We start from the raw sequence: 26654 nt of genomic DNA, 5'->3' as shown, positions 1-26654 counted from the left end.
CTTGTTCTAGTCGGCAGATCGTCGGGGGTTGTGCAGGGCATTTCATCGTCCGTTCAGACCAGTTCCGCAGACTTCCAGCCTGTCGGCAAATCTAGTCTCGACGGACGATGTTTCGTCTCGGCCGTGGGTCAATCATTCAACCCATCTTCGGCGTTTCACCAATCCCTGCCGCCGTGCAGCGCGATTCTGGCACAGCCGGAAAATTCCAAGAAGTGAAGGAGCTGACATGAGCATCTTGTTCGAGCCACTGCGCCTGGGCGACCTGCAACTGGCCAACCGCATCGTCATGGCGCCGATGACCCGCAGCCGTGCCGGCAGTGATGCATTGCCGGGCGCCGAGATGGTCGAGTACTACCGCCAGCGCGCCACTGCCGGGCTGATCGTGGCCGAGGGCACCGCGCCTTCGGCCAGTGGCCTGGGTTACTGCCGCACGCCGGCGATCTACAGCACTGAGCAGATTGCTGCCTGGCGCCGGGTGACCGATGCGGTGCATGAGCGCGGCGGCCAGATCGTGCTGCAACTGATGCATGTGGGCCGTGCCGCCAGCCATCACAACAAGCCCGGTGGCGCGGCCACCGTGGCGCCGTCGGCGCTGCGCGCACAAACCCGGTTGTTTACCGACGCCGCTGGAATGGTGGACACCGACACGCCCCAGGCCCTGACCCTGGACGGCATCAACACGGTGATCGGCGAATACCGACAGGCGGCGCTAAACGCCCGTGAAGCAGGGTTTGACGGCGTCGAACTGCATTGCACCAGCGGTTATCTGCCGATGCAGTTCATGGCCTCGGGCAGCAACCAGCGCGAGGACGCCTACGGCGGCAGCGCTGCCAACCGGGTCAGGTTCGTCAAGGAAGTGCTCGAGACCATGGCCGCTGCCATCGGTGCCGGCCGGGTGGGCTATCGCCAGTGCCCGGGCAACCCGTACAACGACATCAGCGACGCCAACCCGGCGGAAACCGCCATTGCCCTGTGTACCGCCGTAGCGCCACTGCGCCTGGCCTACCTGCACATCATGCGCTCGCCAGCGGCACGTCTCGACGCCTTTGCCCTGGCCCGCGAGCACAGTGACTGCGGCCTGATTCTCAATGACGGCTTCGATGGGCCGTCGGCCCAGGCGGCGCTGGAGGCGGGTGAGGGCGATGCGGTGTCGTTCGGTCGCCATTTCATCGCCAACCCGGACCTTGTCGAGCGCCTCCAACATGGCTTGCCGCTGGCCGGCTTCGACCGCCACACCCTCTACACCCCAGGCGTAAAAGGCTACTCGGATTACCCCGCTTATCAGGCCGCCACCCTGGAGGTGACGCCATGAGCCTGGCACAACGGGCGAGCCTGCCGGTCACAGCGCCGGTACCCCGCGAGCACACCCAGGCACTGCTCGACCGCCGCGCCATCGCCAGTGCGCAGATCAAGCCACGGGACCTCTACACCCTGGCCGACCGCTTTGAAGAGCAGGTGCGCGAGCATGGCCAGCGGCCCTTTCTGATTTATGCCGGGCAATCCCTGAGCTACGCCCAGGTCGATGCCCAGGCCAACCAGATGGCCCATACCTTCTACGCCAAGGGCCTGCGCGCCGGCGATGTGTGCGCGCTGGCGATGGAGAACCGTCCGGCGTTTTTCTGCACCTGGTTCGGCCTGGTCAAGCTGGGGGTGGTGGTGGCGTTCATCAACACCCAGGTCAGCGGCCGGGCGCTGTTGCATGCCCTGGACACCACGGCCGCCAAGGCGATGGTGGTGGGCGAAGAATGCCTGGCCAACCTGCAGGCCACCGACAACCTGCCCAATTTGGCCTACTGGCTGCTGCCCGATGCCGAGACCCCCTGGTCCGGCCCGCTGCCCAAGGGCGTGGATGGCCATTTTGCTGCGCGCCTGCACAGCGCGCCGGCCACCACCTTCCCCCGGGAAATGCGGGCCGCAATCGAGGCCCAGGCCACGACCTTGCTGATCTTTACCTCCGGCACCACCGGCTTGCCCAAGGCGGCGCGCTACAGCCACATGCGCTGGATGTCGTCCGGCGATGTGATGGAAGTGACACTGCCGGCCACCTGCGAAGACGTGTTCTATTGCTGCCTGCCGCTGTACCACGGTGCTGCGGCCACGTCGGTGACCTCTACCGCGTTGCGCGCCGGTGCCAGCATCGTGGTGCGGCGCAAGTTCAGTGTGCGCGAGTTCTGGAAGGACGTGCGCCAGCACCGCATCAGCGTGTTCCAGTACATCGGTGAGATCTGCCGCTACCTGCTCAATCAGCCGGTGGTTGCAGGCGAGCGCGAACACAGCCTGCGCTGCATGCTCGGCGCCGGCCTCACGCCCGAGTCGTGGCAGCGCTGGGTCGAACGTTTCGGGCCGATCCAGATCTTCGAGGGCTGGGGCGCCACCGAGGCCAACGCCAACCTGATCAACGTCGACAATTACCCCGGCTCCTGCGGCCGGGTGCCGGACTGGAAGCGCACCAACCTGCGCCTGGTACGCTACGACGTCGAGAACGACTGCCACCCGCGTGACGAACATGGTTTCTACCAGCTGTGCGAAGTGGGCGAGGTGGGCGAGGCCATGGGCTTCATCGTCGATCACCCCGATATCGGCGGTGGGCGGTTCGAGGGCTATACCTCGGCCGAGGCCAGCGAAAGCAAGATCCGCCGCAATGTACTGCGCGAAGGTGATGCCTACTGGAGCTCGGGCGACCTGCTGCGCCAGGATGCCGATGGCTACTGCTACTTCGTCGACCGCATCGGCGACACCTACCGGTGGAAGAGCGAGAACGTCTCGACCCAGGAGGTGGCTGATGCCCTGGGAGACTTCCCCGGCCTTGAACTGATCAATATCTATGGCGTACTGGTGCCTGGTCACGAAGGCCGCGCCGGCATGGCGGCGGTGTTGATGCAGGCGGGGCAGGGCTTCGATCCCGAGGCCTTCTACGCCCTGACCGACAGTTGCCTGCCGCGCTACGCCGCCCCGGTGTTCGTGCGGGTCAGTGCCGCAGCCGACCTCACCAGCACCTTCAAGCTGCGCAAGGTCGACCTGCAACGCCAGGGCTATTGCCCCGATGCCTGCAAGGACCCGCTGTTCATCCGCGACGAGCAGGCGCGTACCTATCTGCCGTATTCGGCCGAGGTGCTGCAACGTGCAGGCCTTGCACCCTTTGCAGGTGCCCATCATGGCTGACCTGGACGCCAGCGGCGCTGAACTGCGCGACGGCCTGCGCTACCCCTGGCCACAACCACCGGCCAATGGCCAGGTGTGCGAAGTGGCCAGCGGGGTGTTCTGGCTGCGCATGCCGCTGCCGTTTCGCCTCGACCACATCAACCTCTACTTGCTTCAGCACCAGGACGGTTGGGTGGTGGTCGACACCGGCATGAACACCGCGCAGACCTTCGAGGTGTGGGAGCAGGTATTCAGCGAGGTGTTCCAGGGACAACCGGTGCAGGCGGTGATCTGCACCCACTTTCATAGCGACCACGCCGGTGTCGCGGCCTGGCTTACCGAGCGCTTCGAGTGCCCGCTGTACATGACTGCCGCGGAGTTCCAGTGGCTGCACGTCCAGGTGCCCTTGGATCAACCGCCAGCCTGGGCTTTTGTCGACTTCTACCGCAAGGCCGGGTTCAGCACCGAGCAGGCCGGCGAGTTTTTTGCCGCCGTGCAGAATAAGCATTTTCATCCCTTGCCTTGCACCGGCTTTCGCCGCCTGCACCAGGACAGTGAGCTGCGCATCGGCGGCCGCACCTGGCAGGTGCTGATCGGCAACGGTCACTCGCCCGAGCACGCCTGCCTGTACAGCGCCGCGGACGGCCTGTTGATTTCCGGCGACCAGGTGCTGCCACGCATCACCTCCACGGTCGGTGTCCAGGCCACCGAACCCGAGGCCAATCCGTTGCGTGACTGGCTGCAGTCGATCGAACGGCTGCGGGCACTGCCCGACACCGTGCTGGTGCTGCCGGCCCACGAGCGTCCGTTTTTCAACCTGCATACGCGCCTGGATCAACTGGCGGCCCATCACCAGGGCCATTTGGCGCGAATGCTCGACAGCTGTGAGGCGCCGCGCGGCGCGCTCGAGCTGATGGCGGTGTTGTTTCCCAGGCTGTCAGGTCGTTTCGACGAGCTGATGGCGCTGGGTGAAACCTTGGCGCATGCCAATTACCTCATGGCCGAAGGTGCCCTGGTGCGCGAGGAACACGGGGGGCTGCTGCGGTACCGGCAACCCCCTGCGGGGGCCACGGCGCCCGACCCGCAACGGGTGTTCTGAGCAATCCGGCGTAGCGGTCATGGTGAACAGTCCAAGGCGGCCTTGGGGTTGCCCTTCAGGAGAGTCAGTGTGAATTACAAGAACAACAATAACTGTACTGGCCCAGGCGCACACGGTGTCCAGGCCGCCAGCCTGGCGATGGCCGTGGCGCTGGCATCAATGCCTGCATGGTCGGGGGAAACCATCGAATTCGACAACGGCGCCACCATCGACTGGTCGGTCACCACCAGCTACGGCCTGGGCGTGCGAGTGGGCAAGCCCAGCGACCGGCTGATGGGTATCAACGCCGACGATGCCAACCGCAACTTCAACCAGGGCAGCCTGACCACCAACCGCATCGGCGCGCTGGGCGAGATGATCCTGCGCAAGGACAACTACGGCGCCGTGGTACGCGCCAGTACCTTCTACGATGATGTCTACCACCAGGACAACGACAACGACTCGCCGCAGACCGTGAACAAGGACGGGCGCAACGACGAGTTCACCAGCCGCACCAAGTACTACAGCGGCGGTCGCACCCGCTTGCTCGATGCCTACGTGTTCGGTGGCTGGCGCTTCGACAACGACACCATGCTCGATGCCAAGGCAGGCCGGCACATCGAGTCATGGGGAGAGAGCCTGTACTACCCCGGCGTCAACGGTGTGCAGAACCCTTCCGATGCGGTCAAGGCGGCCCAGCCTGGGGTCGAGGTCAAGGAGGTCCTCCTGCCCGTGGGGCAGTTCTCGGCGTCATACCGGATCAACCCGCAGATCACCTTTGGCGCCTACGTGCAGTACGAGTGGAAGGGCACCGAACTGCCGCCGGTGGGCAGCTACCTGTCGGGCAGTGACGTGATCGGCCCGGGCCGCGAGTTCATCCGTACCGCCAACGGCAACGTGCGCTACCAGGGCACCGACGAGCCGCGCGACGATGGCCAGTGGGGCGTGCAGGTGCGCTACCGCCCGGTGCCGGCCATCGAATTGTCGCTGTTTCACGTCAACTACCACGACAAAAACCCGGCCACTGCCCTGGTGGGCTACAACGCCGTGCCACTGGGCAATGGCCAGTTCGCCTTCGCCACCAACGGCTATCGCGTCGAGTACTTCGAAGACATCAAGCTCACCGGCCTGAGCTTGTCGACCAAGCTGGGCGATACCCAGATCGGTGCCGAATGGTCGTACCGCGACGGTGCCCCGGTGATGGTCAATACCGGGCTGGGCCCGGTGCCGGCCAAGGGCAAGGGCCAGCAGATGCAACTGTCGGCCATGCGCATCCTCGGTGACCGGCCATGGGCCAGCCAGACCACATTGACCGCAGAGATCATTCACGTACGCGCCGACAGCGTCGACTCGGCCTCGGCCGCCCCGAACCTGCAAGGCGTCAACCTGCTGCCGTCCCTGGCGCCCATGGTTGGAGAATCCGATGACTACACCTACAAGAGCAGCTCAGCCTGGCGAAGCAAAGACTCCAGCGCCTACACCGTCGGTGCCTCGTTCAGTTATCCGGGGGTTTTCCAGGGCTGGGATCTGGAAGTGCCACTGCGATTCTCCAACGTGTTCAGTGGCTCATCACCCATGGCCGGCAGCATCGCCGGCGTTCAGGGCGACCGCCGCTACAGCGTCGGTACCACCTTCAAATACCTGAGCAACCTGGAGGTGGCGCTGACCATGATCGGCTACCTGGGCTCGCCAGACCCGGTAAAGCGGCCGATGGCTGACCGCGACTACGCCACCTTCTCAATGAAATACACCTTCTAACCCTCTGTAGGGGCGGCAGTGCGACGTATCGCCGCCCCTACCTTCACAACTGGGGCACTTATGGGACTCAAAGGACACGCCGCGATTGTCGGCACCGCACAGTACAAACCGGAAAAATACGCCACCGCACCGCGTATGTTCCACCTCGAACAGGTCGCTGACCTGGCAGCCCAGGCCCTGCGTGATGCCGGCCTGCGCGCCGGGGACATCGACGGGCTGGTGATCAACGGCCCGCACTTTCACGAAGCGTCGGTGTTCGTACCGGCCATGGCCGCCGAATACCTGGGACTGCAGCTGAACTTCGCCGAAGTGGTGGACCTGGGCGGCTGCACTGCAGCCGGCATGGTCTGGCGGGCGGCGGCGGCCATCGAGCTGGGGCTGTGCCAGGCGGTGCTCTGTGTGCTGCCGGCACGCATGGCGCCACTGGGCCCGGATGAAGACCCCGCCTGGATGGCCCGGGCCATGCGCTTTGGCGGACACAGCACTGCCTATGGGGCACCGGAGGCCGAGTTCGACCTGCCGTATGGGCACATGGGCCAGAACACCGGCTACGCCATGATCGCCCAGCGCTACGCGGCCCAGTACGGCTACGACCCGCGGGCCATGGCCAAGATCGCCGTGGACCAGCGCACCAACGCCCAGTCCAACGACCAGGCGATGTTCTTCGGCCAGCCCCTGACCATCGAGCAGGTACTGGCGAGCAAGAAAGTCGCCGACCCGTTGCATGTGCTGGAGATCGTCATGCCGGTGGCCGGTGGTGCTGCGCTGATCATCACCTCCCGCGAAGTGGCGGCGCGTGCGCGCAAGCGCCCGGCGTACATCACAGGCTTTGGCGAACACCTGACGTTCAAGTCGCCGTCCTATGCCAAGGACATGGTCCATACTCCCGTCGGCCCGGCCTCGCAACGGGCCTTCGCCATGGCCGGGCTCAAGCCGCAGGACATGCATGCGGCGCAGATCTATGACTGCTACACCATCACCACCTTGCTCACCCTGGAAGACGCAGGCTTCTGCGCCAAGGGCGAAGGCATGGCTTTTGTCCGCGAACATGACCTGACCTGGCGCGGCGATTTCCCCATGAACACCCACGGTGGCCAACTCAGCTTCGGCCAGGCCGGATCGGCCGGGGGCATGTCCCAGGTGATCGAAGCGGTCACCCAGATTGCCGGCACGGCCGGTGAACGCCAGCTATCGCGCTGCGACAACGTCTACGTCTCCGGCACCGGCGGCGTGATGAGCGAGCAGGGCGCATTGATTCTCCAGGGAGCCTGACGACCATGTCCAACAACAAACCCATGCCGCTGGCCACTGAAATTTCCACGCCGTTCTGGGAAGGGCTCAAGGCCCGCAGCGTACTGATCCAGCAGTGCAACGCCTGCAGCCAGTGGATCTTCTACCCGCGTCGGCACTGCCCGGCGTGCCTGGCTCACGACCTGAGCTGGCGTGCAGTGAGTGGCGGCGCGACGCTGTACAGCTACACCGTGACGCGCATTGCCACCTTGCCTGACTTTGCCGACGAAATGCCGCAGAAACTGGCGGTGGTGGAGCTGGACGAAGGCGTGCGGATCAATACCAACCTGGTGGGCCTGGACGAGGACGAAATCCACATCGGCATGCGCCTGCAGCCGGTGTTCGCCGAAGTCGATGCCAAGGGCAATCGGCTGCTGCGCTTTACCGGTACCGACAAGGATGCGGTGGCGTTCGAGTCGTTCGCGGTGGACGACAGCGCGCCGAGTGTGGCGCCTTCAGACGCGCGGCAGATTGCCGTGGATGATGCCGAACGTTTGCAGGCACTGGTCAGTGAGCAGTTCAGTGACTGGAGCAATAGCGTGCTGGTGGACCAGGCCTTGATCGACGCGTTTGCCCAGTTGTCGGGGGATGACTACTGGATTCACACCGATCCGCAGAGGGCCCGCTTGCAGAGCCCGTTTGGCGGCACCATTGCCCATGGCGCACTGGTGCAGGTGCTGCAGTCGCGGATGAAACTGGCGCTGGGGTTCGAGATCACCGGGTTCACTACCCAGATCAACTATGGCTCTGACCGCTTGCGCTTCCCGGCGCCGGTGCCGGCGGGGGCGCGGATCCATGCGCGCGCGCGGGTCAAGGCGGTGCAGGTGCAGCCTCGGGGTACGCAGTTGACGCTGGAGCTGCATACCCACGTAGTGGGGCAGGAACGGCCGTCGGTGATCAATGACCTGGTGATTTTGTACCAGGCTTGATTGCACCTCCTATCCAGGTGGCATCCCAGAGTGGATAGTCACCTGCCTTGCGAACCAACCCCGCCCGAATGGGGTTGGCGACGATGTAGCGGGCGATGTCCTGCACCTCTTCTGTACGAACCGCCCTGTCGTAAAATCCCTTTTGCCACATTCGCCCATGGCCGTTGGTCAATCGGTTGATGGACAGGCTACTTCTGGACTTTACCGTGCATATGACTTGGGAAAGACAGGGGGCCTGTAGCGTGAACAGCCAGTGGAAATGGTCCGGCATCACCACCCATGCCAACGAGCAGACCCATTGCTCTTCATGCGCCCGCCGCAGCTCCCTGACGAGCAAACGACCCGACGGGAATTCGCCCAGAACGGGTCGACGTCGATGGGTTACAACCGTTACCGAGTAGATCTGTCCTGGTTCCGAGTGACGTCCTGCCAACAGCCGATAACCGTTTGAATGAACAAGCATTCCATTGCCCTCAATTCACGTAATTGCACCTAATCACCGTAGGTCGCCGAATCACGCCTCGTTGCGTCGAACCGTGAGCGAGTATTTCCAAAGGAAGGGGTAGCCGCTGCCGAGGCATGAGGCTGCGATCGGCTGCGCAGCAGCCGCAAGAGGGTCGATACACAATCAAATGCCGTGGCCGCTACGCGCCCAATCGCAGCCTGTCGGCAGCGGCTACGGGGTGTAGCCGCTGCCGAGGCATGAGGCTGCGATCGGCTGCGCAGCAGTCGCAAAGGGGTCGATACGCATTCAAGAACCCATGGCCGCTACGCGCCCAATCGCAGCCTGCCGGCAGCGGCTACGGGGTAGGCCATAGGGCATTCATGCCTTTTTGTAAGCCGTTTGGACGATGTTTCCAAGCCGCCTTGCCGCGAGTATCGAGTGCAGGCAATGCCCCCTTCACGCCCCGCGCAGCCCGCGCGGGAGCGGAGCAGAACAAGAGGATTGGCCGCATGAATGTCCGCGTGTACCTGTGTCATGAAACGGAGCGACGTCTATGCGCTCGTTGATCGGTTACCTGGTGTGCCTGGTGGTCGCCGCCACTATCGCCTTCGCCTTCGCTCCCCGTACTGCCCCTGAATCGGTAGATGAACCCTTGCGCACCGACCGCGTGCAGATCAATGCCTTGCTCAAGCAAGGCGATCATGTGCTGGCAGTGGGTGAGCGCGGCAGCATTCTGCGTAGTGTCGACCAGGGCGTGAGCTGGCAAGCGGTCACCGTCCAGCCCCAACGCAATGCGGCCCTGACGGCATTGGTCGATCTCGGCCAGCAGCGCTTATTGGCCGTGGGTCACGACGGCTGGATCCTGCGCTCCACCGATGGCGGCAGCCACTGGCAAGAGGTTCGCCACGACGACAGCCTCGGCGAGCCGTTGCTGGGCGCCTGGTCGGCCGGTGGCGAGCGGGTGCTGGCCTACGGCAGCTTCGGCAAGTTCTATCAGTCCGACGATGCCGGGCTCACCTGGCAGGCGCTGGCGCTGGATGTCGACAGCGCTCACCTCAATAGCATGGACGGCGGTGCAGACGGCCGGCGCATGCTGGTCGGCGAGCAGGGCCTGGTGCTTCGCAGCCGCGATGACGGCCAGCACTGGCAGACGCTGCCCGCCTTCTACAACGGCTCGCTGTTCGGCGTGGTGCGCCTGAGCGCCGATCAGTGGATCAGTTACGGCATGCGCGGCCATGTGTTCGTCAGCCATGACTTCGGCGACAGCTGGACCCAGGTCAAAGTCGGCAATCAACTGCCGCTGTACGGCCATGTCCGCCTGCCCGACCAGGGTGGCCTGCTGATTGTCGGCGCCGGTGGTTCACTGGTGAGGCTGGATGGTCGTGGCCAGCTGGTCAGTGTCGGCCGCCTGGCCGGGCTCGGTACGTTGACCTCGGCGGTCATGATCGGTTCGCGCCTGCTGGTGGGCGGTGAGCGCGGGGTGTTCCAGGATTCCGGTGGCAGCGTTGCCGCCCTTGGCAAGTGAGAGGCGGGCAATGAATCAAGCTAAAAGCTGGACGACGCGCAGTGTCGAGCGTATCGCCGATTACCTGATGGCATGGCGCAAGGGCCTGTTGCTGCTGTTCGTGGTGCTGACCCTGGGCCTTGGCTACAGCGCCACCCACACCCACCTGGACCCGGGCTTCAGCAAGCAGATCCCGGTACGCCATGAGTTCATGGTCAACTTCCTGCGGTTCAGCCAGTACTTCACCGGCGCCAACCGCTTTCTGGTCAGCGTTCACTGGAAGGGCGAGGGCGACATCTATAACACACAGTTCCTCGATACCCTGCGCAAGGTCAGTGACGAGGTGTTCTTCATTTCCGGGGTCAACCGCGCCAGCGTCACGTCGTTGTTCACTGCCAATGTGCGCTATATCGAAATCACCGAAGAGGGGTTTTTCGGTGACGTGGTGGTGCCGCCGCGCTTCGACGGTTCGGCCCGCGACCTTGCCCAGGTGCGCAGCAACGCTGCGGCCTCCGGGCAGATCGGTCGGTTGGTGGCCAACGACCTGAAATCGGCAATGGTACGCGCCGACCTGCAAGACCTCGACCCGCAAACCGGCAAGCCGGTGGATTACGCCTTGGTCGCCCAACGCCTGGAAGACATCCGCGCCAAGTACGGCAGCGACCAGGTCGAGATCAACATCGTCGGCTTCGCCAAGTTGGTGGGCGATGTGGTGGAAGGGCTGATGACGGTGATCGGCTTCTTCGTGGTGGCGTTTGTGATCACCGGTGCGCTGCTGTGGATTTACTCGCGCTCGTTGCGCCTGACCGTGGTGGCCCTGGTGGTGGCGTTGCTGCCGGTGGTCTGGCTGTTGGGCCTGCTGCCGTTGCTGGGCTTGGGCATCGACCCGATGTCGATCCTGGTACCGTTCCTGATTTTTTCCATCGGCGTCTCCCACGCCGTGCAGATGACCAATGCCTGGAAGCAGGAGGTGATGGCCGGGCGCAACTCGGTGCAGGCGGCCCACGGGGCGTTCTGCAAGATCTTCATACCCGGCTCCCTGGCCCTGCTGATGAATGCCCTGGGTTTTGCCGTGATCATGTTGATTGACATCCCGATCGTTCACGAACTTGGGGTCACCGCCTGCATCGGGGTGATGCTGATGATCGCGACCAACAAACTGATGTTGCCGGTGATCATCGCCTACCTGCGCCTGGAACCTTCGGTGCTGGCCCGGGCCAAGGCCGACGACGGCACTCGCCATCGCCTGTGGTGGCGCCTGTCGGCGTTGGCCGAGCCCAAGCCGGCGCTGGGTGTGTTCGCCCTGAGCCTGCTGTTGCTGGCGGCGGGTGCGTACAAGTCCCGTGATCTGGCGGTGGGCGATATCGGTACCGGTGCGCCGGAGTTGCGTGCCGATTCGCGCTACAACCTCGATAACCAGAAGATCGTCAACAGCTACTCCATTGGCCTGGACGTGCTTTCGGTGTTTGTCGAGGTCAATGGTATCGAGGAGGGCTGCCTGTCGCCTGCGGTGATGCGTGCAGTGGAAGCGTTCGATTTTCGCATGCGCGCGGTCAATGGCGTGCAGTCGGTGCAGAGTGTGGCCGGCAAGGGCAAGATCGTGATCGCCGGCAACAACGAAGGCAATCCGCGCTGGGCGGCCATCCCGGGCTCGGCCCGTGGCTTGAGTCAGGGTGCCCGTGCCTACATGCCCGACGACGGCATGGTGACCGACGGTTGCCAGCAGATGGAGATCCTGGTGTTTCTTGCCGATCATGAAGGCACCACCATCAGCCATGTGCTGGGCGAAGCGCAACGCATCATCAAGCAGGTCAGCACCCCGGAGCTCACCTTCTACCTGGCCGGTGGCAATGTCGGGGTGATGGCGGCTTCCAACGAGGCGGTCAAGCATGCCGAGGTGTTCATGCTCGCGGCGCTGTTCGGTTCGGTGGCGCTGTTCTGCTGGCTGACCTTTCGCTCCTTCCGTGCCGTGCTGTGCATCCTGGTGCCGCTGGCAATCGTCGCGATCCTGTGCAATGCGCTGATGGCGCTGCTGGGCATCGGCCTCAAGGTCGCCACCCTGCCGGTGATGGCTCTGGGGGTCGGCGTAGGGGTCGACTACGGCATCTACCTGTACGAGCGTATCGAGCACGAGATGGCCGGCGGTGCCAGTCTGCGCGAGGCCTTCTACCAGGCTATGTGCCAGCGTGGCACGGCGGCGGTATTCACCGCCCTGACCATGTCCATCGGGGTGATCACCTGGGCCTTCGCGCCGCTCAAGTTCCAGGCCGACATGGGCGTGCTGCTGTCGTTCATGTTCCTGGTCAACGTGCTGGGGGCGATCTTCCTGTTGCCTGCACTGGCAGCCTGGTTCAACCGTGGCCGTCGGTTGGTCGCGGCCAGGCCGACAGCGAAGCAAGCGCCGCAAGGGGAGTACTGCCTGAAATCGAGCCCGGCAGCGCGAAAATAAACCTCGCGTGCCTACTTGTGGAGATGTTGGCGCCACTGGAGACTGGCGTGAGCCTCTTCGCGGGGTGGTGGGAGCGGGCTTGCCCCGCGATCTCAGCCGAAATAATAAAAATAACAAGGGAAGGCCACAGGGCCTTACCCGAGCAAGGAGACGACTGTGGAAAATCCCGTGTTGACTCACGATGCACTGGCCGACCTGGGCCTGGACCTTGCCGGCTACGACCGGCTGGTGGGCGACATCTATGATGGCACCCTCGATCCCAGGCCCATGGCACACACCCTGGAGAACCTGCGCCAGGCGTTCCAGGCCAACTACGTCACCCTGATTCTGCGGGTGCCCGACCAGCCCGACATGGGCGTGATGATCGTCGCTGGCGACATCGAGGGCGAAGGCGAGGTCATCTACATGGCCTACCCCCAGGCCCACACACCCTTCAGTGGTCAACCGCTGGACCAGGTGGTCACCATCGACGACATCATGACCTCGACGCAGTGGGAGCAGGACCCTTACTTCAAGATGTACTGCAGCCAGCAGAACGTGTACCACGTCATGGGCGTCGATATCTCTACCCCTGATAGCGGAAAACTGCGTTTTCGCGTTACCCGGCCCAAGTCTTCCCCCAACTTCTCGGTGAGTGATCGCGCACTGTGCGCAAGCTTCATTCCGCACCTTCGCCGAGCCCTGAACATCCACAACCTGCTCGATCGCAGCGAGTCGATCAGTGAGCTGTATGCCCAGGCCATCAGCCGCCTGTCGGTGGCCACCCTGGTGCTGGACGAGAGCGGCAGCGTGCTGCGGGTAAATCCGGTGGCGCAGAACATCCTGGCCAGCGGCGATGGCTTGAAACTGGTGGGCGGCCGCCTGGAGGCCACCTACCCAAGCGACAACCGCGAACTGCAGCGTCTGATCCGCTCGGCCTTCGCCGAAGACACCACCAAGACTGCCGAAGCCATGTCGGTGACCCGGCCTTCGGGGCAAGTGAACCTGGGGCTGGTAGTCGAACCCATTCCGTCCATGGACTGGGCCGACGAGAAGGGCAAGCCGGCGGCGCTGGTGTACATCCGCGATGCGGCGAGCAAGTCGCTGGCCAGCGAAGTGGTGACCAAGCAGCTGTTCAACCTGACCAAGGCCGAAACTGCCCTGGCCATGGAACTGGCCAACGGCCTGTCGCTGGAGGAGGCCGCCGAGCTCCTCAACATCCGCCGCAACACGGCCCGCGCGCACCTGCGCTCAATCTTCTCCAAGACCGGCGTGCGTCGCCAGACAGAACTGGTGCGCATCCTGCTCAACAGCGTGGTGGCGCTGGGTAAGCCACAACCGACCCTTAAGGTCGCGGCAAAACCCAAGGTCCAGGTACCACCCTTGACCCTGGCCACCCGTCGCCAGGCGTAGTCCGCACGGACGATGCCGGCACGGGCCAGGGCTTTGGATACTGCTTGCACCCCTCATGGAGATTGATCTATGCCAGTTACAGCTATCACCGGCAGCGCCTCGGGTATCGGCGCTGCCGTCAGCGCCGCGCTGCGCGCCGCCGGCCACCGGGTTATCGGTATCGACCGGGGCAACGCCGAGGTGCATGCCGACCTGTCCACCGCCAGCGGCCGTGAAGCGGCCATCGCCGCCGTGCTGGCGCAGAGCGAAGGCGTACTCGACGGCCTGGTGTGCTGCGCAGGCGTTGGCGTCACGGCGCCGTCGTGCAGCTTGATCCTGTCGGTCAACTACTTCGGTGTCAGCCAGTTGCTCGACGGCCTGGCCGGCGCGCTGGCCAAGGGTAGCCAACCGGCGGCGCTGGTGATCGGCTCGGTGGCCTCCACCCAGCCAGGTGCCGACCAGCAACCGATGACCGAGGCGCAGTTGGCCGGTAACGAAGCCGACGCTTGCGCCCTGGCCGATAGCCTTGGCCAGCCTCATGTGGCCTATGCCAGCTCCAAGTACGCCATTACCCAGCACGTACGCCGCCTGGCCAAACCGTGGGCGGGGCAAGGCATCCGCCTCAACGTGGTCGCGCCCGGCGCGGTACAGACCCCCCTGCACCAGGCCTCGCTGGACGACGCCCGCTTCGGCAAGGCGGTACGCGATTTCGTCGCGCCGCTGGGGCGGTCCGGTACCCCTGAAGAAATCGCCAGCCTGGTGGCCTTTCTGCAATCGTCGCAGGCGGCTTTTATCCACGGCAGCGTGGTGTTCATCGACGGCGGCATGGATGCCATGGTCCGCCCGCAACGCTTCTAGAAGGAAACCCCATGAACAAGGTGGCATTCATCACCGGCGCCAGCCGTGGCATCGGCCGTGAGGCAGCGCTGGCGTTCGCCCGTGCAGGCTTTGACCTGGCGATCAGTGCGCGCACCGTCGACGAGGGCGAGCAGCATGAACACGCCCTGCGCGATGCGGCGGGCGAACCGCTGGCGGGCAGCCTCAACAGCACCGCCGCCGCCATTCGCGCGCTGGGCCGGCGAGTGTTGGTGGTGCCCATGGACTTGCTCGACAGCGCCTCGGCCCTGACGGCCTGTACACAGGTCATCGCCGAGTTCGGCCGCATCGATGTGCTGGTCAACAACGCGATCTACCAGGGGCGTGACTTGAACAGCGGGTTCCTGGCTTTGCAACCGCAGACCCTGGAACGGGTGTTCCAGGGCTATATCCTCACCCCCTTCCTGCTCACGCGGGCGGTGGTGGAAAACATGCTGGAGCAGGGCGGCGGGGTGGTCATCAACGTCACCTCCGGTGCTGGCGAGAGTGACCCACCGGTGGCGGCCGAAAAGGGTGGCTGGGGTTATGCCTATGGTGCAGGCAAGGCGGCGGTGTCGCGGCTGGCCGGGGTAATGGCGGCGGAGTTGGGTGACCGAGGCATTTGCGCCTACACGATCAACCCGGGCGTGGTGAGCACCGAGGCGTTGAAGGCGACCATCGGCGATAAAGGCGTCATTGCCTTGCGGGCGGGGATTGCACCGCCACAGGTACCGGCGCAGGTGATGCTGTGGCTGGCGACCTCACCCGAGGCGCCGCGCTATCAGAAACGCACCATCGCCGCCCAGCCGTTTGCCCTGGAGCAGCAGATAGTTGCCGACTGGCGTTAACCACCGTAGCCGCTGTCGAGGCACGAGGCTGCGATCGACTGCTCAGCAGTCGCCCTAGGGTCGATGCGTCTGCTGAAGTGGTGTGGCCGCTGCGCGCCCAATCGCAGCCTGTCGGCAGCGGCTACGTCGAGGCGAGTGCCTGCAACACCTCGACGGCCCGCTGGGCATCCTCTTCAGCTACAGAAATAGGGTCATGGTAATAAGCGGCGATCACATTGCAGCTAGCGCCGCCCAGTCGTTTGCCCTGGAGCAGCAGGTAGTTGCCGACTGGCGTCAACCACCGTAGCCGCTGTCGAGGCACGAGGCTGCGATCGACTGCGCAGCAGTCGCCCTAGGGTCGATGCGTCTGCTGAAGTGGTGTGGCCGCCGCGCGCCCAATCGCAGCCTGTCGGCAGCGGCTACGTCGAGGCAAGCGCCTGCAACACTTCGACGGCCTGCCGGGCATCCTCTTTAGCCACAAAAATAGGGTCATGGTAATAAGCGGCGATCACATTGCAGCTAGCGCCGCCCAGTCGTTTGCCCTGGAGCAGCAGGTAGTTGCCGACTGGCGTCAACCACCGTAGCCGCTGTCGAGGCACGAGGCTGCGATCGACTGCGCAGCAGTCGCCCTAGGGTCGATGCGTCTGCTGAAGTGGTGTGGCCGCTGCGCGCCCAATCGCAGCCTGTCGGCAGCGGCTACGTCGAGGCGAGTGCCTGCAACACCTCGACGGCCCGCTGGGCATCCTCTTCAGCTACAGAAATAGGGTCATGGTAATAAGCGGCGATCACATTGCAGCTAGCGCCGCCCAGTCGTTTGCCCTGGAGCAGCAGGTAGTTGCCGACTGGCGTCAACCACCGTAGCCGCTGTCGAGGCACGAGGCTGCGATCGACTGCTCAGCAGTCGCCCTAGGGTCGATGCGTCTGCTGAAGTGGTGTGGCCGCTGCGCGCCCAATCGCAGCCTGTCGGCAGCGGCTACGTCGAGGCAAGCGCCTGCAACACCTCGACGGCCTGCCGGGCATCCTCTTCAGCTACAGAAATAGGGTCATGGTAATAAGCGGCGATCACATTGCAGCTAGCGCCGCCCAGTCGTTTGCCCTGGAGCAGCAGGTAGTTGCCGACTGGCGTCAACCACCGTAGCCGCTGTCGAGGCACGAGGCTGCGATCGACTGCGCAGCAGTCGCCCTAGGGTCGATGCGTCTGCTGAAGTGGTGTGGCCGCTGCGCGCCCAATCGCAGCCTGTCGGCAGCGGCTACGTCGAGGCGAGTGCCTGCAACACCTCGACGGCCTGCCGGGCATCCTCTTCAGCTACAGAAATAGGGTCATGGTAATAAGCGGCGATCACATTGCAGCTAGCGCCGCCCAGTCGTTTGCCCTGGAGCAGCAGGTAGTTGCCGACTGGCGTCAACCACCGTAGCCGCTGTCGAGGCACGAGGCTGCGATCGACTGCGCAGCAGTCGCCCTAGGGTCGATGCGTCTGCTGAAGTGGTGTGGCCGCTGCGCGCCCAATCGCAGCCTGTCGGCAGCGGCTACGTCGAGGCAAGCGCCTGCAACACCTCGACGGCCTGCCGGGCATCCTCTTCAGCTACAGAAATAGGGTCATGGTAATAAGCGGCGATCACATTGCAGCTAGCGCCGCCCAGTCGTTTGCCCTGGAGCAGCAGGTAGTTGCCGACTGGCGTCAACCACCGTAGCCGCTGTCGAGGCACGAGGCTGCGATCGACTGCTCAGCAGTCGCCCTAGGGTCGATGCGTCTGCTGAAGTGGTGTGGCCGCTGCGCGCCCAATCGCAGCCTGTCGGCAGCGGCTACGTCGAGGCGAGTGCCTGCAACACCTCGACGGCCTGCCGGGCATCCTCTTCAGCTACAGAAATAGGGTCATGGTAATAAGCGGCGATCACATTGCAGCTAGCGCCGCCCAGTCGTTTGCCCTGGAGCAGCAGGTAGTTGCCGACTGGCGTCAACCACCGTAGCCGCTGTCGAGGCACGAGGCTGCGATCGACTGCGCAGCAGTCGCCCTAGGGTCGATGCGTCTGCTGAAGTGGTGTGGCCGCTGCGCGCCCAATCGCAGCCTGTCGGCAGCGGCTACGTCGAGGCAAGCGCCTGCAACACCTCGACGGCCTGCCGGGCATCCTCTTTAGCCACAAAAATATGGTCATGGTAATAAGCGGCGATCACATTGCAGCTGATCCCCGCATTGCCAAGTGCCGTGGCAAATGCAGCCGTCAGGCCGACAGCGTCCAGGGCCGAATGAACGGTCAGTGTGATCCAGGCGGCCACGTAGCTGTACTGCAAGCCCAGCGCCTGGGCCTGGCTTCGCTCCAGAATGACCGTCAGCCCCTCTTTTTCGCGGAAACTGCCCAGCACCTCTACATCCAGGCGCATGCCCGGTGCAAGCGTGCAGAACACGTAGTCGCCGTCGTTGAGCTCAGGCTTCATGCCGCTCAGCAGTTTGGACAAGGATTTTTCGCCGGGCATTGGCGCGCCTCAGAAGTAGAATGAGGCAAGAGTGTGGCGCAAATTCGCCATAAGCCCAGTTAATTTTGGTGATGGTTGATTAGCTGGGCTTATTGAGGTGTCGGCCTCTCGCGGGGCGAGGTCGCTCCTACGCGCGCAAGCGCGCCAGGGTCATCGCGGTATCTTCGATCATGTCTTCCTGGCCGCCGACCATACCGCGTCGACCCATTTCCACCAGTATCTCCCGCGCGGGTACGCCGTACTTCTGCTCGGCACGCTTGGCAAACAGCAGGAACGAGCCGTAGACCCCGGCATAGCCCATGGTCAACGCGTCGCGGTCGCTGCGGATCGGGAAGTCCATGATCGGTACCACCAGGTCTTCGGCCACATCCTGGATACCGAACACGCTGACGCCGGTCTCGATACCCATGCGGTCGCACACCGCTACCAGTACTTCCATCGGCGTGTTGCCGGCACCGGCACCCAGGCCCGCGCAGGCGGCATCGATACGGTTGGCGCCTGCGGCGATGGCGGCGATGGAGTTGGCCACGCCCATGGACAGGTTGTGGTGGCCATGAAAGCCGATCTCGGTTTCAGGCTTGAGCGCCGCGCGCATGGCCGCCACCCGGGCGCTGACATCATGGGGCAACAGGTAGCCGGCCGAGTCGGTCAGGTAGATGCAGTTGGCCCCGTAGCTCTCCATCAGCAACCCCTGTTTGACCAGGCCCTCGGGGCTGTTCATGTGCGCCATCATCAGAAAGCCGACGGTGTCCATGCCCAGGTGGCGGGCGTGGGCAATGTGTTGTTCGCTGACATCCGCCTCGGTGCAGTGGGTGGCCACGCGAATGGTATTGACCCCAAGCTCGAAGGCCATTTTCAGGTGGTCGACGGTGCCGATACCCGGCAGCAGCAGGGCCGAGACCTTGGCGTTGGTCATCAGCGGGATCACCGCCGACAGGTATTCCTCGTCGCTGTGCGCCGGAAAACCGTAGTTCACCGAGCTGCCGCCCAGGCCATCGCCGTGGGTGACTTCGATCAGCGGCACGCCCGCCTGGTCCAGGCCGCAGGCGATGTCTTTCATCTGCTGCAGGCTGATGCGGTGGCGCTTGGGGTGCATGCCGTCGCGCAGGCACATGTCGTGGACGGTGATTTTCTTGCCGTTAAGTTCCATGGGCCGTTCCTCAGGCAATGGCAGATTCGGGGGTAGCACGCAGCACCCGTTCGCCCTTGAGAATTTCCTCGGCGAACATCTCGGCGGTACGGGCGGCGGCGGCGGTCATGATGTCGAGATTGCCGGCGTACTTGGGCAGGTAGTCGCCCAGGCCTTCGACCTCCATGAAGATCGACACCCGATTGCCGTCGAACACCGGTCCGTTGACCAGCTTGTAGCCAGGTACATAGCGCTGTACCTGCTCGATCATCGCGTCGATGGCAGCGCGGATGGCCGGCTCGTCCGGGGTGTCGGCGGTCAGGCAGTGCACGGTGTCGCGCATGATCAGCGGCGGTTCGGCGGGATTGACGATGATGATCGCCTTGCCCTGCCTGGCGCCGCCCACCTGTTCCACCGCGCGGGCAGTGGTGCGGGTGAATTCGTCGATGTTCTTGCGGGTGCCCGGGCCCACCGACTTCGACGCGGCGGTGGCGATGATCTCGGCGTAGTCCACTGGCTGCACGCTGGACACTGCTGCCACCAGCGGGATGGTCGCCTGGCCGCCACAGGTGACCATGTTGACGTTCATCGCACCGCGGGAAAGGTTGGCCTTGAGGTTGACCGGCGGCACGCAGTAGGGACCGATGGCGCAGGGGGTGAGGTCGATCATCAGCACACCCAGGGCGTTGAGTTTGCGCGAGTTCTCGGCATGGACGTAGGCGGAGGTGGCGTCGAAGGCAATCTGCACCTGGTCTTCCAGCACATGGGGCAGCAACCCGTCGACCCCCTCGGCGGTGGTCTTGAGGCCCAGTTCACGGGCGCGTTGCAGGCCTTCGGAGCCGGCCTCGATGCCGACCATCCAGACCGGCTCCAGCACCTCGCTGCGCATCAGTTTGTAGAGCAGGTCGGTGCCGATGTTGCCCGGTCCGATCAGCGCACATTTGATCTTCTTGCTCATGGTTCATCGCTCCTGGGAAGGGGGAAGACGTCAGGCGACAAAACGCAGGCTGGCGTTGCCCAGGCCGCTCATCGACAGGTTGATGCGATCGCCTGGCACCAGCGGTACCAGCGGCGCCAGTGCGCCGGAAAGAATGATTTCGCCGCGGCGGAACGGAATGCCCAGTTCGCCCAGGGTGTTGGCCAGCCAGGCCACCGCTTCGCAGGGATGGCCCTGTACCGCCGAGCCCAAGCCGCTGCCGGCCGGCTGGCCGTTCTTGAGCATGTGCATTTCGACCCGGGCCAGGTCCAGGTCGCGGGGATCGATACGTTGCTCGCCCAGGGCGAAAACCCCACACGAGGCGTTGTCGGCCACGGTGTCCTGGATGCGGATCTGCCAGTTGTCGATCCGCGAGTCGACGATCTCGAAGCAGGGCGCCACGGCCTTGCTCGCTGCCAGCACGTCTTCGGCACGGATACCGGGGCCTTTGAGGTCTTCGCCGAGGATAAAAGCGATTTCGCCTTCGGCCCGAGGCTGGATCAACTGATACTGGGCAAAGCTGACTTCGCTACCGTCGGCTACCTGCATGGCATCGGTGAGAAAGCCGAAGTCGGGCTGGTGAACGTCGAGCATCTGTTGCACAGCGCGGCTGGTGACGCCGATCTTTTTGCCAATGACGCGCTCGCCCAGGGCCTCGCGGCGCTGCAGAAAACGCAGGGAGATCCGGTAGGCCTGGTCCAGGCTGATGGCTGGGTGGCGCTGGGTCAGCGGGGCGAGGGTGGTGCGCCCGCGCAGGGCGTTGAACAGTTCATCGCCCAGGGCGGTGATCAGAGAGGCATCCATGGTGGTTTCGCTCTGTGCAGGGTAATAAAAAGCCGGTCCCAAGGGTCCAGGGTACCGGCAAAAAGGGGGTGTCAGCCGGGCCAGACGCTGCTGTCGGCACCGCCATCGACGTCGATGATCTTGCCAGTGACCCAGCCCGATGCCGGGCTTGCCAGGTACAGCGCGGCGGCGGCGATGTCTTCAGGGCTGCCCAGGCATTTGAGCGGGGTGTTGGCCTCCATCGCTTCGCGCATGGCAGTGGGCATGACCTTGTTCAGGGCTTCGGTCAGGGTCGGGCCGGGGGCCACGGCATTGACGCGTACCTGGGGGGCGAAGTCCTGGGCCAGCAGGCGGGTCAGGTGGCTCAACGCGGCCTTGGCGGTACCGTAGGCGCTGAAGTGGCGCTGGGCATAGCGTGCCGCTACCGAGCTTACGTTGATGATGTTGCCGCCGCCGGCCTCGCGCATCAGGGGCACACACAGCTGGCACAGGGCGTAGGCGCTGGAGACGTTGAAGCGCAGGATGTCCTCGAACTGTTCCGGGGTCATGCCCAACGCGTCGTTGGGGCCGCCACCACCGGCGTTGTTGACCAGGTGGGTGATGCGGCCGAAGTGTTCCTGGCTCTGGCGAACCAGGGCCTGGCGTTGTTCGCTGTCGTTGACGTCGCAGGTAATCGCCAGGGCGCGGCGGCCGAGGCTGCGCACTTCGTCGGCGACGCGTTCGATGTCTTCAGGGCTGCGTGCGCTGCAGATGACATCGGCGCCGGCTTCGGCGTAGGCCAGGGCGATGGCACGTCCAATGCCACGGCCGCTGCCGGTGACGATGGCGACGCTGCCAGGGAGCTGGAATCGTTGCAGGATACTCATTGGCTGATTTTCCTTGAGCGTGAGTGGGCGCATGGCCGCAGTATTTCTCTGTGCCTGATGGAGGGCATCGTCTCAATGGACTACGGGGTTTGTGGGCATATCCATGGGCTGAGGTGGTGCTGATTCACCTTTGCGCCCTTACGGCGCCTTACTTTTTCAGTCGAGAAAAGGTAAGCAGAACTCTTGGGCCTCCAGGGGCCCTGCGCTGCGCTGCGAGTCCCTTCATTTCGGCGCCGCTCGGCACTTCTGGTTGACTGGGCCGGAAGATCAAGATCAAAAGCACAGTTCGCTGCGCTCTTGCCGGCCTGCGGTGTTTTTGGGGGAGGGGGCTTGTCCCGCAATTCGGTCTTGTGGGTTGATCCGTTATTTAGGGTGATGCGCAGTCACCTTTGCGCCCTTACGGCGCCTTACTTCTTCAGTCGAAAAAAAGTAAGCAAAATTCTTGCCCCACCAGGGGCCCTACGCTGCGCTTCGGGTCCCCTCACTGCGGTGTCGCTACGGGGCATTGCGAGCTACGCGTTGCAAGCAACGCTACGCTTCGCATCTTCGGCATTCGCCGAAGGCGCTGCGCGCTAGCCCCTCCACGACACCTCCGTTCGGCCCTTCTGGTTAACGGGGCCGGAAGATCAAAAGCAAAAGCAAGAGCAGAGCAAGAGCAAGAGCACAATTCGCTGCGCTCTTGCTGGTCTGCGGTGTTCTCTTTGGGGGCAACGGTCATTTAGGCAAAACCGAATGTACTGGCCATCCTGAGGCAAGGCCGCTGTGCTCTAGTCCGCTTTGACGATGAAGCAACATCTGTGCAATCCGATCATCAATCACGGCTCGCGCATTGGCGCTACGAGATTGGGAGAACAAGAAGGATGCACAGCATGCGAGAAAAGACCCAGGACGAAATCGAACTGCTGGAACGGGCGCGGCGCCTGGTGCCAGTGTTGCGCGAGCGTTCGGCGCAAGGGGATCGCGATCTCAAGGTCGTCGATGAGAGCATTGCCGATCTCAAGTCGGCCGGGCTGTTGCGCGCCCTGCAGCCGCGGGCATTCGGCGGCTACGAGGTAGACCCGCGCACGTTCTTCGAGATCCAGATGACGCTCGCTGAAGGTTGCATGTCTACCGCCTGGGTCTACGGCGTGATGGGTGTCCACCCTTGGCAGTTGGCCCGCTACCCGATCGAGACCCAGCGCGAGGTGTGGAGCGAGGATCACGACACCCTGGTGTCGTCCACTTATATGCCAACCGCCAAGGTGACGGTGGTCGAAGGCGGCTACCGCATCAGCGGTCGCTGGGGATTCTCGAGCGGCAGCGAGCACTGCCAATGGGTGCTGCTGGGCGGGATCCTGCCACCCGACGGTGAGCTGGCGGCCGAGCACGGTACTTTCCTGTTGCCGCGCAGCGACTACCAGATCCAGCGCAACTGGGACGTGCTGGGCCTGCGCGGCACCGGCAGCCACGACATCGTTGTGGAGGACGCTTTTGTGCCGGCGCACCGGGTGCAGCGCACCAATAACTGTACGTTGGAAGCCACACCAGGCCGCCTGGTCAACACCAACCCGATCTACGCCATTCCTTTCGCCCAGGTGTTCTCCCGTGCGGTATCTACCTCGGCCATCGGGGCGCTGCAAGGGGCCATCGATCTGTTCCGTGCCAACGCTGCGCAGCATATCGGCAAGCACGGTGCCCGCACGGCAGACGACCCAGCGGCGCAGACCGCAGTGGCCGAGGCCACGCTCACGGCCGACAGCCTCAGGCTGGTGCTGGAGCGCAACTACGAGCACCTGATGCAACTGGCCAGGGCCGGTGAATACCCGGATGTGGAAACCCGCCTGCTGTACCGCTACCAGTCGGCCTACGTCACCAACCTGTGCGCCGAGAAGGTCAACGAGCTGCTGCGCTGCATGGCCGCCTCAGGGTTGTACAACAGCAACCCGGTGGCTCGGCTGTTCCGCGACCTGCACCAGGCCCGCGGGCATATCGCCAACAACTACCAGGCCTATGGCCGCACGCTGGGCGCGGTGCAACTGGGCCTGCCCAACCCGGACCCTTACGTCTGAAGCCATCGCCCGTCCACCTGCCCGCACGCCGGGCAGGGGACTTTGAGAGTTGAGCCATGAATGACTTTGTTGCCTTGCGCGTGGCGCGGGTGGTCGAGGAAACGGCCGATGCCCGTTCACTGATCTTCGATGTGCCCGAGCACCTGGCCGAACGCTTTCGCTACCAGCCCGGGCAGTTTCTGACCCTGCGCATTCCCTACGGCGACGACTGGCTGCCGCGTTGTTATTCGCTGTCGAGCACGCCGCTGCTGGACGAGCCACTGCGGGTGACGGTCAAGCGCGTGCGCGACGGGCGCGCCTCGAACTGGTTGTGCGCCGACCTGCAGGAAGGCCAGACCCTGCAGGTGCTGCCACCGGCCGGGGTGTTCGTGCCGCGTACTCTGGACGGCGATCTGTTGCTGTTCGGCGGCGGCAGCGGGGTGACGCCGGTGCTGTCGATCCTGCGCTCGGCCTTGCTGGCCGGCCAGGGCCGTATCCTGCTGATCTATGCCAACCGCGACGAAAACTCGGTGATCTTTCGCGACGAGTTGCGTTTCCTCGCCAATGCCCACCCGGAGCGTTTGCAGATCGTCCACTGGCTGGACTCGGTCCAGGGCATACCGGCGGCTGCGCAACTGGCGGTACTGGCGCAACCGTTCGTGGATGCCCAGGCCTTTATCTGCGGCCCGGGCCCGTTCATGGACACCGCCGTCAGTGCCCTGAAAAGCCTGGGCCTGCCCAGTGAGCGTGTGCATGTCGAGCGTTTCGTCTCGCTGCCCGGTGAACGTGAAGTGCCCCAGGTGGTCGCCAGCGAGGCAGCCGTGGCCGCGCAGTTGGCGGTACGCCTGGACGGCGAGGACCACACCCTGGCCTGCGACAGTGGCGAAACCCTGCTGGCGGCCATGGAGCGTGCCGGCCTCAAGCCACCCAGTGCCTGCCGTGTCGGGGGCTGTGCTTCGTGCATGTGTACCCTGGAAAGCGGCGATATCGAGCTGTTGATCAACGATGCGCTGGATGCCGACGAACTGGCCGAGGGCTGGATTCTGGCCTGCCAGGCCGTGCCCACCAGCGCGAACCTGCGAATCCGTTTTCCTGAGTGATGCCGATGAACGAAATGACTTCACCGCGGGTCGATGCACCCACCACCATCGCCCGGCTGTTGTTCGACAGTGCCCGGCGTTTTGCCGGGCGCACGGCCATTGAAGACGCAGGCGTTTGCACCGACTACGCCGAGCTGCCGGCCCTGGCCTTGACCGTCACCCGTGGCCTCATGGCCCTGGGTATCCAGCCCGGTGACCGGGTGGCGGTGTGGGCGCCCAATGGCCGCGACTGGATCATTGCCGCCCTGGGCATTCAATGTGCAGGCGCCGTGCTGGTACCGATCAATACCCGCATGAAAGGCACTGAGGCGGCCGATGTATTGGCGCGCAGTGGTTGCCGCGTGTTGTTCGTGCAGCAACGTTTTCTGGACGTGGATTACCCCTCGATGCTTGAGGCCCATCGCCCCGACACCCTCGAACACCTGGTGGTGTTTGCCAGCGACTCGCCACGCGCGGCCTGCGACCTGGGCTACGAGCAGTTTGTCGCCGGGGCGGCGACCGTCGAGGTGGTCAAGGCCGAGCGCCGGGCCCTGGCCGTGCAGTCAGAGGCGGTGTGCGACCTGTTGTTTACCTCAGGCACCACTGGCAAGCCCAAGGGCGTGATGAGCGGCCACGGGCAGTGCCTGCGCGCCTTCAGTGAATACGTGCGGGTGATCGGCCTGGTGCCGGGCGACCGCTACCTGATCGTCAACCCGTTCTTCCATGCCTTTGGCTACAAGGCCGGCTGGCTGACGTGCCTGATCGCCGGGGCGACCATCCTGCCCCATGCGGTGTTCGATGCCGAGGCGGTGTTCCAGCGTATCGCCAATGAACGCATCAGCGTGTTGCCGGGGGCGCCGACTTTGTACCTGTCGCTGCTGGCTCACCCGCGCCTGCGCCAGACCGACCTGTCGAGCCTGCGCATTGCCGTGACCGGCTCGGCCAGTATTCCCCCCAGCCTGATCGAACGCATGCGTAACGAATTGGGGTTCAGTTGCGTGACCACGGCCTATGGCCTGACCGAATGTGGCGGCCTGGCTACCCTGTGCGATCCACAGGATTCGGTCGAAGTGATCGCCGGCACCAGTGGCCGGCCGCTTGCCGGCACGGAGGTGAGCATCCGCGATCCGTATAACCAGGCACTGGCCACCGGCGAGACGGGGGAAATCTGCCTGCGTGGTTTTCATGTCATGCAGGGCTATTTCCAGAACCCCGAGGCCACGGCCGAAGCCATCGACCAGGCCGGCTGGCTGCACACCGGCGATGTGGGACGGCTGGATGCGGCGGGCAATCTGACAATCACCGACCGGCTCAAGGACCTGTTCATTGTTGGCGGCTTCAACTGCTACCCGGCCGAGATCGAAGCGGCACTGATTGCCCATCCGGCCATTGCCCAGGTGGCGGTAGTAGGGGTGGCTGACGAACGCATGGGCGAGGTGGGGTGTGCCTGTGTGGTGTTGCGCGAGGGAGAGCAATTGCAGGCGCAGGAACTGATCGCCTGGAGCCGTGAGCGCATGGCCAATTACAAAGTGCCGCGCCAGGTGCGGTTCATGGACGCGCTGCCGCTGAACCCGTCGGCCAAGGTGGCCAAGAACGAATTGCGGGCGCTGGTGGACGCGAGGTAGGCGGGGAGGCGACGTGGTGGGGGGATTGCTGTCGCGGGGCAAGCCCGC

At 64.3% G+C, this 26654-nt stretch carries 26 protein-coding genes and 1 pseudogene; 14 read left to right on the top strand and 13 right to left on the bottom strand.

What is annotated here, in order from left to right:
• Positions 1-226 precede the first annotated feature (226 nt).
• The 6 genes from ABVN19_RS12450 to ABVN19_RS12425 all read left to right on the top strand — a co-directional run bounded on the left by ABVN19_RS12450 (position 227) and on the right by ABVN19_RS12425 (position 8196).
• The gene (locus ABVN19_RS12450) at positions 227-1312 is read left to right on the top strand and encodes an alkene reductase (protein WP_028944833.1); all 1086 of its coding nucleotides are present in this window, start codon (positions 227-229) and stop codon (positions 1310-1312) included.
• A complete protein-coding gene (locus ABVN19_RS12445; RefSeq protein ID WP_028944834.1) occupies positions 1309-3162 on the top strand; it encodes a long-chain-acyl-CoA synthetase in 1854 nt (617 codons plus the stop codon). Before ABVN19_RS12450 ends, ABVN19_RS12445 begins: the two co-directional genes overlap by 4 nt.
• Positions 3155-4240 (top strand): MBL fold metallo-hydrolase, encoded by a 1086-nt coding sequence (locus tag ABVN19_RS12440; protein WP_105642769.1) that lies wholly within the window; start codon positions 3155-3157, stop codon positions 4238-4240. The genes ABVN19_RS12445 and ABVN19_RS12440 overlap by 8 nt, the downstream gene beginning before the upstream one ends.
• 69 nt (positions 4241-4309) lie before the next feature.
• Complete coding sequence (locus ABVN19_RS12435) at positions 4310-5977, top strand: DUF1302 family protein (protein ID WP_028944836.1); 1668 nt, start codon at positions 4310-4312, stop codon at positions 5975-5977.
• 60 nt (positions 5978-6037) lie between these two features.
• Positions 6038-7249, top strand: a complete 1212-nt coding sequence (locus ABVN19_RS12430) for a thiolase family protein (RefSeq protein ID WP_105642768.1) — start codon at positions 6038-6040, stop codon at positions 7247-7249.
• A 5-nt stretch (positions 7250-7254) separates the two neighbouring features.
• Entirely contained in the window at positions 7255-8196 is a 942-nt protein-coding gene (locus ABVN19_RS12425; protein WP_105642767.1) for an OB-fold domain-containing protein, read from the top strand.
• Here ABVN19_RS12425 and ABVN19_RS12420 read toward each other — a convergent pair.
• Positions 8165-8659, bottom strand: coding sequence for a transposase (locus tag ABVN19_RS12420; RefSeq protein ID WP_084167998.1), 495 nt, complete (start codon positions 8657-8659; stop codon positions 8165-8167). The genes ABVN19_RS12425 and ABVN19_RS12420 overlap by 32 nt on opposite strands.
• Positions 8660-9194: 535 nt before the next feature.
• Here ABVN19_RS12420 and ABVN19_RS12415 point away from each other — a divergent pair.
• From ABVN19_RS12415 to ABVN19_RS12395, 5 genes are all read left to right on the top strand, one after another.
• Positions 9195-10166, top strand: coding sequence for a YCF48-related protein (locus ABVN19_RS12415; protein ID WP_028944839.1), 972 nt, complete (start codon positions 9195-9197; stop codon positions 10164-10166).
• A 10-nt stretch (positions 10167-10176) separates the two neighbouring features.
• Positions 10177-12594, top strand: coding sequence for an efflux RND transporter permease subunit (locus tag ABVN19_RS12410; protein WP_105642766.1), 2418 nt, complete (start codon positions 10177-10179; stop codon positions 12592-12594).
• 156 nt (positions 12595-12750) lie between these two features.
• Positions 12751-13986 (top strand): helix-turn-helix transcriptional regulator, encoded by a 1236-nt coding sequence (locus ABVN19_RS12405; protein ID WP_028944841.1) that lies wholly within the window; start codon positions 12751-12753, stop codon positions 13984-13986.
• Positions 13987-14055: 69 nt separating this feature from the next.
• Positions 14056-14823: an SDR family oxidoreductase gene (locus ABVN19_RS12400; RefSeq protein WP_028944842.1), complete on the top strand. Its 768-nt coding sequence runs from the start codon at positions 14056-14058 to the stop codon at positions 14821-14823.
• An 11-nt stretch (positions 14824-14834) separates the two neighbouring features.
• A complete protein-coding gene (locus tag ABVN19_RS12395) occupies positions 14835-15668 on the top strand; it encodes an SDR family oxidoreductase (RefSeq protein ID WP_028944843.1) in 834 nt (277 codons plus the stop codon).
• A gap of 121 nt (positions 15669-15789) precedes the next feature.
• On the opposite strand, the gene ABVN19_RS12390 is transcribed toward ABVN19_RS12395, so the two are convergent.
• The 12 genes and pseudogenes from ABVN19_RS12390 to ABVN19_RS12335 form a co-directional block, all read right to left on the bottom strand.
• Complete coding sequence (locus ABVN19_RS12390) at positions 15790-15945, bottom strand: hypothetical protein (protein WP_353632812.1); 156 nt, start codon at positions 15943-15945, stop codon at positions 15790-15792.
• A gap of 121 nt (positions 15946-16066) precedes the next feature.
• A pseudogene (locus ABVN19_RS12385) lies at positions 16067-16180 on the bottom strand (acetyltransferase); the annotation flags it as partial.
• Positions 16181-16343: 163 nt separating this feature from the next.
• On the bottom strand, positions 16344-16499 hold the full coding sequence (locus tag ABVN19_RS12380) for a hypothetical protein (protein ID WP_353632812.1): 156 nt from the start codon (positions 16497-16499) through the stop codon (positions 16344-16346).
• Positions 16500-16620: 121 nt separating this feature from the next.
• On the bottom strand, positions 16621-16776 hold the full coding sequence (locus ABVN19_RS12375) for a hypothetical protein (protein ID WP_353632811.1): 156 nt from the start codon (positions 16774-16776) through the stop codon (positions 16621-16623).
• 121 nt (positions 16777-16897) lie between these two features.
• On the bottom strand, positions 16898-17053 hold the full coding sequence (locus ABVN19_RS12370; protein ID WP_353632811.1) for a hypothetical protein: 156 nt from the start codon (positions 17051-17053) through the stop codon (positions 16898-16900).
• 121 nt (positions 17054-17174) lie between these two features.
• A complete protein-coding gene (locus tag ABVN19_RS12365) occupies positions 17175-17330 on the bottom strand; it encodes a hypothetical protein (RefSeq protein WP_353632811.1) in 156 nt (51 codons plus the stop codon).
• Positions 17331-17451: 121 nt separating this feature from the next.
• Positions 17452-17607: a hypothetical protein gene (locus tag ABVN19_RS12360; protein ID WP_353632811.1), complete on the bottom strand. Its 156-nt coding sequence runs from the start codon at positions 17605-17607 to the stop codon at positions 17452-17454.
• Between the two features lie 121 nt (positions 17608-17728).
• On the bottom strand, positions 17729-18121 hold the full coding sequence (locus ABVN19_RS12355) for an ACT domain-containing protein (protein ID WP_105642765.1): 393 nt from the start codon (positions 18119-18121) through the stop codon (positions 17729-17731).
• Positions 18122-18248: 127 nt separating this feature from the next.
• Entirely contained in the window at positions 18249-19271 is a 1023-nt protein-coding gene (gene dmpG / locus ABVN19_RS12350; protein ID WP_028944921.1) for a 4-hydroxy-2-oxovalerate aldolase, read from the bottom strand.
• A 10-nt stretch (positions 19272-19281) separates the two neighbouring features.
• Positions 19282-20208 (bottom strand): acetaldehyde dehydrogenase (acetylating), encoded by a 927-nt coding sequence (locus tag ABVN19_RS12345; RefSeq protein ID WP_028944920.1) that lies wholly within the window; start codon positions 20206-20208, stop codon positions 19282-19284.
• A 30-nt stretch (positions 20209-20238) separates the two neighbouring features.
• Complete coding sequence (locus ABVN19_RS12340) at positions 20239-21030, bottom strand: fumarylacetoacetate hydrolase family protein (protein WP_028944919.1); 792 nt, start codon at positions 21028-21030, stop codon at positions 20239-20241.
• Positions 21031-21101: 71 nt separating this feature from the next.
• Positions 21102-21875, bottom strand: a complete 774-nt coding sequence (locus tag ABVN19_RS12335) for a glucose 1-dehydrogenase (RefSeq protein WP_028944918.1) — start codon at positions 21873-21875, stop codon at positions 21102-21104.
• Positions 21876-22735: 860 nt separating this feature from the next.
• Between ABVN19_RS12335 and ABVN19_RS12330 the strand changes: the two genes are divergently transcribed.
• Genes ABVN19_RS12330 through ABVN19_RS12320 form a run of 3 tightly spaced genes read left to right on the top strand, consistent with a single transcriptional unit; the run spans position 22736 to position 26606 of the window.
• Positions 22736-23923: an acyl-CoA dehydrogenase family protein gene (locus tag ABVN19_RS12330; protein ID WP_105642764.1), complete on the top strand. Its 1188-nt coding sequence runs from the start codon at positions 22736-22738 to the stop codon at positions 23921-23923.
• 56 nt (positions 23924-23979) lie between these two features.
• The gene (locus tag ABVN19_RS12325) at positions 23980-25002 is read left to right on the top strand and encodes a ferredoxin--NADP reductase (protein WP_028944916.1); all 1023 of its coding nucleotides are present in this window, start codon (positions 23980-23982) and stop codon (positions 25000-25002) included.
• Between the two features lie 5 nt (positions 25003-25007).
• Entirely contained in the window at positions 25008-26606 is a 1599-nt protein-coding gene (locus ABVN19_RS12320; RefSeq protein WP_028944915.1) for a FadD3 family acyl-CoA ligase, read from the top strand.
• Positions 26607-26654: the final 48 nt, after the last annotated feature.

Origin of the sequence: Pseudomonas vranovensis, from assembly GCF_040438935.1 — a bacterium.
In the GTDB taxonomy this organism is placed as follows: Bacteria; Pseudomonadota; Gammaproteobacteria; order Pseudomonadales; family Pseudomonadaceae; genus Aquipseudomonas; species Aquipseudomonas vranovensis.
The sequence above is the reverse complement of the archived record's forward strand: the minus strand, read 5'-3'. Positions and strand labels throughout refer to the sequence as shown.